The sequence below is a fragment of the Sediminibacillus terrae genome, from assembly GCF_009602435.1.
Lineage (GTDB): Bacteria > Bacillota > Bacilli > Bacillales > Amphibacillaceae > Sediminibacillus > Sediminibacillus terrae.
Window position 1 is genome coordinate 291,381 of the sequence record NZ_VZDQ01000025.1, and the last position, 13,145, is coordinate 304,525.

At 43.9% G+C, this 13,145-nt stretch carries 19 protein-coding genes; 12 read left to right on the forward strand and 7 right to left on the reverse strand.

The annotated features are described in order from the left end of the window. Positions 1–271: 271 nt before the first annotated feature. A complete protein-coding gene (locus tag F6X55_RS14760) occupies positions 272–610 on the reverse strand; it encodes a helix-turn-helix domain-containing protein (RefSeq protein ID WP_026569306.1) in 339 nt (112 codons plus the stop codon). Positions 611–841: 231 nt separating this feature from the next. On the opposite strand from F6X55_RS14760, the gene sda reads away from it, so the two are divergent. Continuing rightward, a complete protein-coding gene (gene sda, locus F6X55_RS14765; RefSeq protein WP_081704441.1) occupies positions 842–973 on the forward strand; it encodes a sporulation histidine kinase inhibitor Sda in 132 nt (43 codons plus the stop codon). Positions 974–2,020: 1,047 nt separating this feature from the next. Next, positions 2,021–2,764 carry a Cof-type HAD-IIB family hydrolase gene (locus F6X55_RS14770; RefSeq protein WP_026569307.1) on the forward strand — a complete coding sequence of 248 codons (744 nt, stop codon included), beginning with the start codon at positions 2,021–2,023 and terminating at the stop codon, positions 2,762–2,764. A 140-nt stretch (positions 2,765–2,904) separates the two neighbouring features. On the opposite strand, the gene F6X55_RS14775 is transcribed toward F6X55_RS14770, so the two are convergent. The 4 genes from F6X55_RS14775 to F6X55_RS14790 all read right to left on the reverse strand — a co-directional run bounded on the left by F6X55_RS14775 (position 2,905) and on the right by F6X55_RS14790 (position 5,081). Then, the gene (locus tag F6X55_RS14775) at positions 2,905–3,780 is read right to left on the reverse strand and encodes an aminoglycoside 6-adenylyltransferase (protein ID WP_153464472.1); all 876 of its coding nucleotides are present in this window, start codon (positions 3,778–3,780) and stop codon (positions 2,905–2,907) included. A gap of 15 nt (positions 3,781–3,795) precedes the next feature. Next, positions 3,796–4,401 carry a YdcF family protein gene (locus F6X55_RS14780; protein ID WP_153464474.1) on the reverse strand — a complete coding sequence of 202 codons (606 nt, stop codon included), beginning with the start codon at positions 4,399–4,401 and terminating at the stop codon, positions 3,796–3,798. Between the two features lie 168 nt (positions 4,402–4,569). Continuing rightward, positions 4,570–4,713, reverse strand: coding sequence for an anti-repressor SinI family protein (locus F6X55_RS14785; protein ID WP_081704440.1), 144 nt, complete (start codon positions 4,711–4,713; stop codon positions 4,570–4,572). Next, complete coding sequence (locus tag F6X55_RS14790) at positions 4,710–5,081, reverse strand: helix-turn-helix domain-containing protein (protein WP_026569310.1); 372 nt, start codon at positions 5,079–5,081, stop codon at positions 4,710–4,712. Before F6X55_RS14790 ends, F6X55_RS14785 begins: the two co-directional genes overlap by 4 nt. Positions 5,082–5,416: 335 nt before the next feature. Between F6X55_RS14790 and F6X55_RS14795 the strand changes: the two genes are divergently transcribed. From F6X55_RS14795 to F6X55_RS14830, 8 genes are all read left to right on the forward strand, one after another. After that, the gene (locus F6X55_RS14795; RefSeq protein ID WP_153464476.1) at positions 5,417–6,034 is read left to right on the forward strand and encodes a CalY family protein; all 618 of its coding nucleotides are present in this window, start codon (positions 5,417–5,419) and stop codon (positions 6,032–6,034) included. 114 nt (positions 6,035–6,148) lie between these two features. Beyond that, positions 6,149–7,009, forward strand: a complete 861-nt coding sequence (gene tapA, locus F6X55_RS14800) for an amyloid fiber anchoring/assembly protein TapA (protein WP_153464478.1) — start codon at positions 6,149–6,151, stop codon at positions 7,007–7,009. Continuing rightward, positions 7,006–7,602: a signal peptidase I SipW gene (gene sipW / locus F6X55_RS14805; protein ID WP_026569312.1), complete on the forward strand. Its 597-nt coding sequence runs from the start codon at positions 7,006–7,008 to the stop codon at positions 7,600–7,602. Before tapA ends, sipW begins: the two co-directional genes overlap by 4 nt. Before the next feature lie 25 nt (positions 7,603–7,627). Continuing rightward, positions 7,628–8,296 carry a TasA family protein gene (locus F6X55_RS14810; RefSeq protein WP_153464480.1) on the forward strand — a complete coding sequence of 223 codons (669 nt, stop codon included), beginning with the start codon at positions 7,628–7,630 and terminating at the stop codon, positions 8,294–8,296. A gap of 163 nt (positions 8,297–8,459) precedes the next feature. Continuing rightward, complete coding sequence (locus F6X55_RS14815; protein ID WP_153464482.1) at positions 8,460–8,756, forward strand: DUF5658 family protein; 297 nt, start codon at positions 8,460–8,462, stop codon at positions 8,754–8,756. 35 nt (positions 8,757–8,791) lie between these two features. Next, entirely contained in the window at positions 8,792–9,013 is a 222-nt protein-coding gene (locus tag F6X55_RS14820; protein ID WP_153464484.1) for a hypothetical protein, read from the forward strand. 100 nt (positions 9,014–9,113) lie between these two features. After that, complete coding sequence (locus tag F6X55_RS14825) at positions 9,114–9,641, forward strand: hypothetical protein (protein ID WP_153464486.1); 528 nt, start codon at positions 9,114–9,116, stop codon at positions 9,639–9,641. A gap of 138 nt (positions 9,642–9,779) precedes the next feature. Further along, complete coding sequence (locus tag F6X55_RS14830) at positions 9,780–10,286, forward strand: GNAT family N-acetyltransferase (protein ID WP_035426522.1); 507 nt, start codon at positions 9,780–9,782, stop codon at positions 10,284–10,286. Between the two features lie 19 nt (positions 10,287–10,305). Here F6X55_RS14830 and F6X55_RS14835 read toward each other — a convergent pair whose 3' ends face one another. Next, complete coding sequence (locus tag F6X55_RS14835) at positions 10,306–10,533, reverse strand: DUF2164 domain-containing protein (RefSeq protein WP_026569316.1); 228 nt, start codon at positions 10,531–10,533, stop codon at positions 10,306–10,308. 91 nt (positions 10,534–10,624) lie between these two features. On the opposite strand from F6X55_RS14835, the gene F6X55_RS14840 reads away from it, so the two are divergent. Together F6X55_RS14840 and F6X55_RS14845 are read left to right on the forward strand one after the other, a co-directional pair. Further along, the gene (locus tag F6X55_RS14840; RefSeq protein ID WP_153464488.1) at positions 10,625–10,843 is read left to right on the forward strand and encodes a YdbC family protein; all 219 of its coding nucleotides are present in this window, start codon (positions 10,625–10,627) and stop codon (positions 10,841–10,843) included. A gap of 85 nt (positions 10,844–10,928) precedes the next feature. Then, complete coding sequence (locus tag F6X55_RS14845) at positions 10,929–11,564, forward strand: uracil-DNA glycosylase (RefSeq protein WP_026569318.1); 636 nt, start codon at positions 10,929–10,931, stop codon at positions 11,562–11,564. A 67-nt stretch (positions 11,565–11,631) separates the two neighbouring features. Here F6X55_RS14845 and F6X55_RS14850 read toward each other — a convergent pair whose 3' ends face one another. Then, the gene (locus F6X55_RS14850) at positions 11,632–13,107 is read right to left on the reverse strand and encodes a UDP-N-acetylmuramoyl-L-alanyl-D-glutamate--2,6-diaminopimelate ligase (protein ID WP_153464490.1); all 1,476 of its coding nucleotides are present in this window, start codon (positions 13,105–13,107) and stop codon (positions 11,632–11,634) included. Between the last annotated feature and the right edge of the window lie 38 nt (positions 13,108–13,145).

Genomic DNA, 13,145 nt, shown 5'->3' on the forward strand with positions numbered 1-13,145 from the left:
AACTGTTTCACTTTCAACCCTAATAGACAAAAGCTGTATTGGCAAAATCGCTGAGAGCGACTCTCGGTCAATACAGCTGTCTGTAAGGCGATTGGGAAGGAATATATAGCGCTTGGGTTGTTTATCTTGTGCTTGGTAAAGCTAGATGGGAGATGTGGTGTGAGGCTTTGGGGGAGGAGCACGTAAAAAAAAGAGGAGGCTGGAACAAAGCATAGTACCCAAAACAAATTTGTTCGTTTTTGCTTTGATGGCCATGCTTTTGGCCGGCCCCTTACTTGTTTTGTTTTTTCCACTCCATCATGACATCGATGATTTTTATGAGTGCTTGGCGATCTTCTTCGCCTAATTGGTTTAAATGTAAGAGGATATTGATCTGTTCATCTTTAACATTCTCAGTGAGACGGAATAATTCCGAAATGGGAATACCCAAAGATAGGGTGACTTTATGAATGGTATTGATGGTTGGATTTTTTTCACCTCTTTCAAGCTGGCCGATATAGGTGGGATGCAATCCTGACAAATGAGCCAGCTCTTCTTGGCTTAGTACTTGCTGTTTCCTGATTGCTCTGAGCCGTTCGCCTACTACTTTTGAAATTGGCTTCTGGTGCATACGATCACCTCTATATTAGAAATATACATGGTATTTGTGAACAATCGAAGATACTATAAATAGTGTTTTGTAAGCGTTGAAATACTAAAGGTATTTTAGTAAGATGTTTATAGGCAATTATCCCTATGGATAAGTAGATAGTTGAAAAAGAAACGGTGCTGCTACAGTTGCTGTTGCAACAAGACTCAACTTTAAACGGTATGAAATAACTATTGGTTAAAGGTGATGTGAATGTTTGATAGCTTGTCAGATGATATTTTGATGGACGCTTATTTAAAGGCGCTTGAACTGGATTTGGAAAAGGATTTTATTTCCCTGCTGGAAAAGGCCTTGTTATATCGGGGGCTGTATGTACCGAAGTGAAAAACCTTATTTGATGCTGAACGTTAAGGGAAGCGACAGGTTGTTCAAACAAATTGACATCACGAAGATATAAATCAGCAAATGTTCAGGAAGGGCCTGCACGATTTATGTGCAAGAATACAAGGACAGGTAATTAGATTCCAGGATGATAAGCGTGAATTAGAAAGGCGCTCCCAATTAAAATGGGAGCGCCTAATTTTATGAACACTATAAGCAACTTGTTTTTCTAACAAGTATCAAAACCAAATATATATTGCCGCGGTCTATGTTCCACCTGGATGTTTTTAAAACTTAAACGACGTAAGCCCTACCTCTCTTACATCCTTACGGCTCCGAAGCCGATCCAGTGTGAATAAGTGTTGCTAAAAACTAAGCAGAATGCCAGTTTAATGAGACTTGTCATTTTTAAAAGTTACTTCATTGGCGAAGTCTATTTTTAAATATAACATTCTGCCGGTGGAATGTCAAATACTCTATATATGTTCACTTCCATTATGTGCACATATAAAATATACCCATCCTTCTTCCATCTTAACCTGCATAAAAGCAGAATGATTAAAATTACCCAGGAAAAGCCAAATCAAGAAACCATCACATCGTCAATGTAACAGAGAAGGCTTGTGTGTCAGTTAGCGGGGAGGTAGCGGGGTCCGTCAACGGGGTCAGTCCCCAAAAAGGAATAACTGTCGGAAAACCGGGTAAAAGAAAAGGCGGAGGGTCAGACCCCGAAGGCATATAATCAGAGAAAATAATCATTCTGGGGACAGACCTTTAACCAGGAAAAATAGTGATCTGGCAGCATTGTCGCTTCATTTGCAGATGGATTTCGGTGGATTGGGGTCAGTCCCTCCCCCTCTTCTGTTCTTATAAAAACAGCCAAATCCAAAAGTAGGAGGGACTGACCCCTCGTCGCCACCTCGCGTCGGACCCCCGTCGTCCTCTCATCTACTGCTGCTGGTTGGCTGGACTGGCAGATTTGGCGTTTTGTATTATAATAGGGAGGGTCGAGGATTTAATACAGATGATTTCATACTAAAAGGAGTTGTTTTGGTGGTAAGTAAACCTGACATAAAATTAATTGCACTGGATATGGACGGGACGTTGCTGAATTCGAATGAGGAAATTTCGGAGGCAAATCGCAAGGCGATTACAGAAGCCCGTAACAAAGGGGTGGAGGTTGTTCTTTCCACTGGACGGCATCGGTCATCATGCGAAGCACATGCAATCTCTTTGAATCTTTCTTCTTATTTGATCACGGTAAATGGAAGTGAGATTTGGACGTCAGAAGGCGAACTGGTATCCCGTCAGTCTTTAGATATCGAGACCATCAAAAAGTTGGTCGATCTTAATGAGCGATACGGAACGCGCGCGTGGATGGCATCCACGGAAAAAGTCTTCCGCGGAGAGTTTCCGGCTGACCTGGAAGGATACGAATGGCTCAAGGTAGGCATCGATATCGACAGCGAAGAGGTCAAAGATCGAATCCTCGAAGAATTGGAAGATAACGATTTGCTCGAGCTAAGTAATTCCCATCCGATGAATATCGAAATCAATGCGGTTGGTATCAACAAAGCGAGAGCTTTAGAAAAAATTTGCGGACTGATGGGCATCACACTGGATCAGGTAATGACTGTAGGCGACAGCCTCAATGACATCAAAATGATTCAGGAAGCAGGACTGGGAGTAGCGATGGGCAATGCCCAGGAAGAAGTAAAGCAGACTGCCGATTGGGTTACCGCCGATAATAATCATGACGGAGTTGCCAAAGCGATCGAACATTGGATTCTGTAAAACTCTGCAAGTAAAAAACGCTTGGATCAGCATCCAAGCGTTTTTATTAAGTTATAAAGAGAAATCCGTTTTATCGTCTGTTCCCGCCTGTTTCGCGTCCTTTTTGCTTGCAGGAGGCGGGGAGACCGTTTCTGCATTTCTTAGGTGTCAGCACGACTGTCATTCAGCCTGTTTACCAGGTTCATTGCATATTCTGCAGCTTCATCAGGATAATCGATATTTAATCTTCTGCATACGTTAGTCGATATCTTATGGAAAAAAATCATAGTATTGTTCAAGGCTTCCCACGTTTCCTCCTGCTCGTAGCGGGCGTAAAGCCTTTTGAACTGTTCACAGGCATTTGACCCTGCCCAGTTTTCAAAAAAACGATATCCGTGCCAAACTTGGATGTCGGCGCTTTCTTGTGTATTTACTTCCAGTTTCATCATTCGAATAAGACAGTCTTTCATATAGCCATCACAAATGGATTTCCCATCCAGCAGTTCTCCACGCCGTAACTTTTTCGTCGCCAGATAGGCATGATACCAAAAATCATGGATGTGATTTTCAATATCCCTGTGTGCCACCCTTTGGTTATCGGGCGGTAGGGCTTTCGCTTTTTGGATGATCGACCGGGTGATGTCATCTTTATCAACCACTACTTTTACGCCTTTGGCGAGAACATGGAGTACTTCCGTATTTTTTTCCATCCTGGATAACGTTGTTACTGGAAATAAGGCAAAATCGACATCCAGTCCTCCCTCAAACAAGACCCTTCGTTCCGTGCTCTCTCCTACAGCAGTCTTTTCCAGAAAGGTAATAACAGGTCTTCCGATGTGTGAAAGCCACTTTTTATCATTTAAAAAGGGTTCCGGGTTTTCAGTGAAAAGGACAAGGTCGAGATCTGCCCACTCATCTGCCGGCATTTTTTCTCTGGCTCTGGATCCGACAATGAAGGCGGCCCGGATGTTTTCGTTTTTTTCTGCATAACGAACGAATTTGTCTATCAGTTCATCAAAAGCTACTTGAGACATCATGTAGCACCTCTCTTATCATTCGGTGATCTTTTCATCTACTAGAGCTCCTTGTTTCACATAACGAATGATTTTAACAGCTTCGGCAAAGGCGCGTTTTCTTCCTTGTTCAGTCTGAAACCAATTGTTTTTCCCGGTTAGAAGATCATCTGCAGGACATAAGGAAAAAGCTATCCAGTCCGGCATATAGGTTTTCATTGTCAAATGAAGCCTTCTCATATGATAGGAAGCTGTAACCACAATCAGTCTTTCGATTTTATACAGATGGAAGGTGCGATCCAGCACGAGCAGCGAGGCGAGTACGTTCTCCAGTGTATGTCGGGAAAGGGTTTCGGTCAAAATGTCTTCTTCCGGGATCCCCAACGCCATTGCTTCGTTTTTTAATTCGATTGCTTCCGGATGATTTTTCGCCCCCCATGTCACACCGCCGGAGAACAGGATTTTCCCGGCGCGCCCTTGCCTATAGAGCTCGACGGCCTTGGGGAGCCGGTACTGAACTGCCATGCTACTGCCGGCCACTACGATACAATCACCGTTTTGGTTGTCATCTTCAACGCCGGTAAACAATAAAGATTCCAAGTGGGCATCAGTCAGTTTGCTTTCGTTCAGTTCCGAAATGTACATGTGTCACCTCACCTCCATTCGGTTGGTTGTCTTTGTTTAGAATATGTCGGTTTCCCTTTAAATGTATCATAACCTGGGTGGAATCAGTGCTAGTTCCAAAAAAAATCATCAAAAAGCCATTTATAATGAAAAGAGCCTGAATCCTTTGCGTGATTCAGGCTCTTTTCATTATTTTGTTGTTCTCTCTTCGATCCTGCCGTTGGTATGGAGAAAGCTGCGCACTTCCTCCGGTGTCATTCCAAGTCCTTTGGCGCTGATGATCAGTTGCATCCATTCCTGGTCCAGAAAATCTTGCTCATTCGTTTTTCTCATTGTTTTCCTCCATTATGGACATTTTCTTTTCCATCCAGCCAGTTCTTGAATTTCACGTATTCCAGAAGATCCCGAAAGTCATCTTTACTCATGCCTTCATCGATCGCTTTTTGAAAAAGCCCCTCCCATTCTTTATCCAGTTTGGGTGTTTCATTCTTCTTGTTATCCTCTGGCTGCTGGTCCAGCAGGTAATCAATACTCGTATCAAGCGCTGAAGCAATCTTGGATAGTATTTGCAGTGACGGATTCTGTTGTATGTCACGCTCTATGTAGCTTAAGTAAGACTTTGATACACACGCCGCCCTGGCAAGCTCTGTAATCGAGTACCCTTTTTTCCTTCTTTGGTTTCTAACCCGGTTACCAATCATGGCTTTCTTCCCATCTTTGGTTGTAATAAAGAACAGAGCAAATGCATACAGTGCTGTCTTGTTCATTATATAAAACAATGCGTTCTATAAAAAATACAAAATAATAAGAAAATAAGCGTAATTTCGTAAAAACGAACGATATTCGTTCTTAATCAAGAAAAACGGACGAATTTGCGGTTTTTCAATCGAGCAATAATGGCATATACTCCAATTGTTAGTTCTTTAAAAAGAACGATATAGAACGAATAACGAACGACGGCGTTCCTTGTTTGTAACTCCTCCAGTAGGTAGGAGTTCAAAAATATAAAAAAAGGAAAGAAAGAGGAGGAGAAAGAATGAGCGTTAAAAAGAAATTGGGTATGGGAGTTATGTCGGCCGCGCTTGGATTATCTTTGATCGGGGGAGGTACATATGCATATTTCAGTGATACTGCCGAAACAAACAGCACCTTTGCTGCAGGTACATTGGATTTGAATGCAGAGCCGACTACTATCATCGATGTCGATAACTTGAAACCAGGTGACTGGATGACTAGATCCTTTGAGCTGCAAAACACAGGATCTTTGGATATTGCGGAAGTTCTGTTAAGTACTGACTATTCTGTAGGTGATGCAGAAGGTAACAACACCGAAGACTTCGGCGAACATATCAGAGTTAACTTCCTATGGAACGACGACAAGGCTACTATTCCGCCAAACGATTTAATTTCCGATGATATTATCTATGAAACTACATTGAGCGAATTGAAATCGATGTCTCCAGATGCCGTGGAAAATCATATCTTCATTCCATGGTTGGAAGAAAATGATGGATTGCAGGCTGGCGACTCCGATACACTTTACGTGCAATTTGAGTTTGTGGATAACGGCGAAGATCAAAACGAGTTCCAAGGAGACTCTCTAGAGCTTGAGTGGACGTTCGAAGCCCATCAAGAAGCTGGCGAAAGAAGATAAGTCGGTTTACAGGAAAGGTGAGCAGCCCTCACCTTTCCATCCTTATTCTTTCTCATGAATAGGCAATCAACTTTGTATATTGATAAGAAAGAATAAAAATCAGGGAGGTTCCCCATGCGAAGCACGCGTTTAGCAAAATATAAAAGAAAATACAAAAAAGCTGTGATAGCCCTGCAAATCCTGGCAATGTGGTATGCCGCCGTGTACAGTGCTGCGCTGCTCACTTCTCCGACCGGAGCGTACTTTCACGACACCGCCGAAGCGATGACGACTATCCCGATTGGCGAGTGGGAGACGGATGAGTGGGATAAGAGTTCACTGGCTTTCCTTGGCGAAAAAGATCAAAAAGTGAAAGCGTGTGGTCCGGAAAAAATCAAAGTCAAACTGAAAAACGGCGGAGAAGATATGAAGGTCACCTCTACTTATGAAGTGTATTATGCAGCCAAGGGCAATCCGAAAAAAGGAGAAAAACTGGAACTGGCATCAGATGAAGGCACGGTAAAGAAATTGAAAAATGGTGAAAAGGTCGAACTGACATTTTTAGCTGAAGAACCAGGAAACTATAAATTCAAAGCTTATCAGGTCGAAGGACATCCAGGCAAAGGGGAACTTTGGAGCGAAACGATTACGATAGAATGCAAGAAAGCGAAAAAGGCAGAAGCCGACAAGGAAGAAGAGGTAGAGGAACAGCCGGCAGAAGAAAAAGCTGGATCAGAAGATAAGGTAACGGAAGAAATAGACAGTGACCAGGAAACCGAAAAAGAGGAAGAAGAAGCAGCGGATAAAAAGCAGGAATCTGACAAAGCGGCCGAAGAGAAACAGGTAGAATCGGAACAAAAGCAAGAAGAACAGTCGGAGGGAAAACAGGTGAATGCTGCCGACACCCAAACAGAAACATCGGAAAATCAACAGGAAAAAGGGAAAGAAAAGGAAGCATCGCAAACCAAAGAAAAGAGCGAGGGTGACAAGGAATGAAGAAAAGTATGAAGCTGATCATGAGGTGGCTGAGCCGTCTCGTAACGTTCACATTATTTGCGACACTCTTGTTTATGGTATTTGTCGTGATTTCCTCGAAAGCGTCTGGCGGTGAACCGCAAGTAATGGGCTATCAGTTGAAAACGGTACTTTCAGGATCGATGGAGCCAGGCATCAAGACGGGATCAGTCATTGCGGTAAAACCGGGCGGCGATATGACACGTTTTGAAAAAGGTGATGTCATTACATTTCAGACAGAGGAAGAGCTGCTGATCACTCATAGAATCGTCGACGTAACGACCAGCGGCGACAATGTTCTTTATGAAACAAAAGGGGATAACAACGACGCTGCAGATAGAGAACCGGTTTTGTCGCAAAATGTAGTCGGAGAATACAGCGGATTCACGGTTCCTTATGTCGGCTATTTTATAAGCTTTGCCCAGTCTAAAGAGGGAAGTGCATTGCTTCTGATATTGCCGGGAATTCTCCTGCTCGGCTATGCCGGATTCACTATTTGGCAGACCATTTCCCAGCTTGATGCCAAAAGCAAAAAAGCAGCTGTTGCAAAACAGGAAGAGACTACCGAATCATAATTGATGAAGATAGAGGGTGAGATGGATGAAAAACAAAGCCCAGCTTCTTTTTACGACTGCTTGCGGTCTAGTGGTTTTTATCATGATTTTTTCCACAGTCGGATATCACAAATCATTCGCAAGTAGTAATGAAATCGATATTGAAACGTTGCCAAAAGACATCTTGTTCGATGTGGACGACATGAAACCAGGTGACTGGGCAACGAGGACCTACACCATCCAAAACATGGGATCCCGGGATATGGACTACTACCTTTCAGCCCAGTTCGAATCGGGATCGGAAAAACTGTACAAAGTTTTGATGCTCGAAGTTAAAGATGGAGAAGAGTCTTTATACAGCGGAAGCCTTGCCGGGTTTACCGATTTAGAAAAAAGACCGCTGTCTGTGAATGATGAAGAAGAATTGACATTCACCGTGGATTTTCCAAAAGAGCTCGGCAATGAATTTCAGGGACTGATCAGTGATTTTTCCATCCTTGTTAGTGCAGAAGGAAATCCATCAGCAGGTGGATCACCAGATACCGGAGCAGGTTCAAGTGAAACGGACAGTGATGGAGTTGGTGAAGGACATAATCTGCCGGATACCGCCACACATATGTTCAATCTATTGCTTGCTGGTACAGCGTTGGTTCTTATCGGGGCAGCTATTTATCTGTACAGCAGACGCAGCAGGAAAGGCATAAAGATAAGTTAGTTGAAAAAGGTCTTGCATTACCCCCAATAATCAGGACCTTTTTCTATACAAAGGACGTTCTTCATAAAGAACGTCCTTTTTTAAAGAGAGGAACATAAGGCTCTGTTGTGGGTCTGTCCAAGGTCCGGGCGATGAGCTTTTCAAGGGAGAAACGGGGGATGGAATGAAAGCGTGTTTCCTTTACTTGTCATTGCTAAATGTTTTGGATGGCGTGATCACCTTCCTGGGAATCAAGCATGGTTATATATCGGAAGCAAATCCGTTGATGAACGAACTTTACCAGAGTGGTCCGCTTTTTTTCTTGCTAGTGAAAATGCTGCTGTCCGCCATGCTTATCAGCTTTTGTGTTATCGAAAAGCTTCCGCAGTCCCTTACTGCAAGACTACTGGGCTGTACGGCGGCAGTGGTGTACTCGGTTATCTGCCTGATGCATGGTTTCTGGTTATGGCAGCTTACCTGATGGCATATTCATAGACACAGAAGGAGGTTCTTTTCATGTATCGAAAAACATGTAATCGTTGCTCTCAGCCTTCATACAGCAGTACCAAAATCGGCGGCTGGATTTGCCCGGTGTGCAACCAGGATCTGACCCAATTGAAGGCACGGAATCCGAATGATCCGAGGGATATGCCGCGGAATGATTATCAGACAGATAAGCTGAGAGTACGTTATAAACAACAGCCAGATCACCCACCAGCTTTTTCTGTTTATGTTTAGCGATTTATCCTGAGGAATAGACTGCTCATACCGACAAACAGCGACAAATGTATTATACTTGTTGTATAGAGTTGGATGAACAGTGAAAGGAGCGCTGAGGATGTCGTTGCATCTGTTAATCAATGGGATTCCCTTACAGGCATATAAATGGGAAGAAGAGCAGTCGGATCAGTATATGTTAACGATAAATGTTAAATTGACCAGGAAAGAATACCGGAAACTCGATAAAATAAGAGAATGTTCGGCTAAGAACGGAGATGGTTTCCATGTAATGATCGCCGATTATGTGAGACCGATGCGTTTTGGGAAAATCATTTACTCCGATCACGGCGACTTTGTTAAATGGAGAGCCACTTTGGTTGAAAAAGACAAAACCAAAGAGCTGAAGAAGTTTTATGGAAAGCAGGAAAAAGAGGATTTGGCCGATACAGTCATCAAGCTGAAGCGAGCAAATGAAAAGCTGCTTTCCCTGTTGCAGGATAAAGGTATTTTGACAAGTGGTGAGGCAAAGGAAGCGGGTCTGGAGGACGAGACAGACTTGGTAGCGGATGAGGCTGATCTTTTTCAAGTGGAGGATATCGACTTTTACTTAGATGGAACAGATAACAAGCAATCCGGGGTTCACTGAATAGTAGATATGCAAGCACTTCTTTTTGCGCGTTGAAAGAGGGGTGCTTTTTGTTTGGGTGCATGTTCGGTTGCTATTGTGTATGCTGGAGGGAAAGGATGAAAGTGGGACAACGATGGAAGAATAGGGGGAGACCGAATGGCTGTAGTAATGGAAACCGGGCGTTTGCGATTGCGTTTGATGAAGTGGGAAGATCATGCCGACATCATGAAAATTTTTTCTGATCCCGTAGCCATGCGCTATTATCCAAGTATGAAGAATGACGAAGAAGCAAACTTTTGGATCAATTGGACGCTTGATAATTACCGGAAATTCGACGTCGGTCTATGGGTCGTCGAGGACTTGGCTACTAAAGAATTTTTAGGGATGTGCGGATTGGTTCCGCAAAAGGTCGACGGAGCAGTACAGATGGAAATCGGTTATTTGTTCGTCAGGAAGCATTGGGGAAAGGGCTATGCGACGGAAGCTGCCATGGCTTGTAAAGAATTCGGATTCGATCATTTGAAATGTGAGAAATTGATATCTTTGATTGATCCTGACAACCATCCATCAATCAAGGTTGCCAGGAGAATCGGCATGGAATACATAAAAAATATCACCAAGTGGAATAAGACCATTGCGATTTACTGTGTGGAGAATCGTTGATGGATGTAACAGTGGCCGATTATTTTTGTATTTCGAAGATATCCTCCAGCTTAGCAGACAGGAAGGCGTGGGAATCTTCCACTCCGATATTATAAAACTTCGGCGCAAGTTCTTCCATAAAAAAATCCAGGATGAGCGATGCTGCAAGATCCCCTAAATCCTCGTTTCTTTCTTTGGAAAAGTAGGTTTTAATGGCAGCAGTCATATCCTCTTTCTGTTGAGGTGTGAGTTCAAAGCTTTGGTTCATCAAGAAACCCTCCAGGGAATGATATTATAGTAGTTAGTTCGAGTATAGCAGAGTCGCTGCATGGAAGATAGAAGAAAAGGAGGCGTCCATAATGGCAGCATTGGACTATGAAATTATCGAAACAATCGGAGTCATATCCGAATCACCGAAAGGATGGAAAAAGGAATTGAACCTGGTCAGTTGGAATGGCAGGGAGCCGAAATATGACATACGCGACTGGGATCCGGATCATGAAAAAATGGGGAAAGGTATCACCTTGACCAAAGAAGAAGCAGAAAACCTGAAAAAGGTACTCGAAAACCTCGATTAAAAATCGCGGGGTCAGTCCCCCGCCACTTACCAAGACGCAATGCTAATAGAGTGGGGGACTGACCCCGCAGTTAGGAGGGAACTGGATGCTTTCGGAGGAATTGATTGAGTTGGCGAAGGAACGGATGCGTCCTTTTGCTTGTGAAGGCTTTGTGCGGGGGCGCGGGCCAGTAGAGGCCGATTTGATGTTTGTCGGGGAAGCGCCGGGAAAAACAGAACTGGAAATCGGCAGGCCGTTCACCGGACAGGCAGGGAAGATTTTTTCCGGCTATTTGGAAAGGCTGGGAGTCACCAGAGAAGAAGTGTTCATTACGAGCGCTGTACGAAGCAGACCCTACAAAATTGTTGAAAAAATAGTGAAAGGAAAGCCTGTCACTAAAAATTACAACCGCACCCCGAACAAAAAAGAAATACTCGCTCATGCGCCGATCCTCGATGAAGAAATCCGGCAGGTGAACCCAAAACTATTGATACCGATGGGTAAGACTGCTGTATGGAGGTTGACCGGCCGGGATGTAAGCATGCAGGAAGTTACCGGTCGTTTGTTTGAAATCCCGATTATGCAGCTGGCGGGCCTCGATCAAACAAATTACCGGCTGACTAAAGAAACCTATCGTGTTTTTCCCATTTACCATCCGGCAGCGATTTTATATGCACGTCGCTTGGAAACAAAAGCTTATCAAGATATCGATCGCTTAAAACAGTTAAAGGACAGCCTCTGATTAAATCACCTGATCAGATAGGCTGTCCTTTTATACATGATAAGTGAATGAAAGCTATTAATACGCGCTATTCCAGGCTGCCATATTTAAGCAGGGATTGTTCCTCTACGATTTCCCGGTCGCTGTGCGGATGCTTGGTGTCCTCGATGATTTGGTAATCTTCTTGCCCCTTCCCGGCAAAAATAAGGATGTCTCCTGGTTCGCTTTTTTCGATTGCATGGCTGATCGCTTCCTTGCGATCGGCGATCAACGCGTAATTAGCATGTTTCATCCCTTTTTCCATGTCCCGCAAAATCGTATCTTCCTCTTCGAAGCGCGGGTCATTAATCGTCAAAATGACATAATCCGCACGGGAGGCTTTTTCAGCCATGGCGGGCCGTTTATATTCATCCCGGTCACCGCCCGTGCCGACCATGAAAATCAGTCGATTCTTTTTAAAAGGTTCCACTGAGTCAATTGCCTTATCAATTGCATCTGGTGTATGGGCATAGTCGATATACATGGATATGGGAGCATCGATATCAACCTTATCCATCCGCCCGTCAACCGGCGGCAGTTCCCCGATAAATTGGACAAGCTGTTCCACCGATACACCATGTGCATACAAAGAGGCCGTTGCAGCGAGAACATTGTAGACATTGAACTCACCGAGCAGATTCATCGAAACTGTAAAAGAACCTTCAGGGGATTGTAAGGTGAAGACCGTTTTATCCGGATAATACCGGATATTCTCTGCCTGAAAATCTGCGGGTGATCGCAGGCTGTAGGAAATGATTTCTGCGGCAGTGGCTGCCCTGTACGTATCGAACCATGCATCATCTCGATTAAGCACCGCATATTTGGTTTTGGTCATGTCTTGCCCCAATTGGGAAAATAAAAGTCCCTTGGCATAGCCATACTGTTCCATCGTGTCATGATAATCCAAATGATCGTGGGTTAAATTGGTGAATACGACAATGTCGAAATCGACACCCCAAAGTCTGCCCTGGCTTAAACCATGAGAGGAGACTTCCATGGCCATATGGTCGATACCCTGGTCCAGCGCATGCTGAATGATTTTTTGATTGGTCAGCGCATCGCAGGTCGTGTTGGCACTTGTGATTTTCTCGTCGGACAATTCCACACCGATTGTTCCGGAAACAGCCGATTTTTTCCCGTTTTTTTGCAATAGGGAATGGATCAAGTTCGTTACCGTCGTTTTACCATTTGTTCCGGTCACGCCGAATAGCTTCATTTTTGTAGAAGGAAAATCGTAAAAATGATTGGCAAGAATAGCAGTAGCTTTATAAGTGTCATTGACAACGACAAGCGCAGCCTTGTCCAAGTCGACATCCAGTTTTTTTTCGGCGATGATGACCGAAGCCCCGTTATCGATTGCTTGCTGGAAAAAATCATGACTGTCGACGGTGAAACCTCGTGTGCAGATGAATATGCTGTCCAGTTCTGCACGCCTGGAATCGTTATGGATAGCAGTCACTTCTGCGGGCAGTGTTCCGTATATTTGTTTGATTTTAAGTGATGAAAGTAGTTCTGCTGTTTTCATATCGCAACCTCTCAATCCAAAGTGTCTGTTCTGGCTTG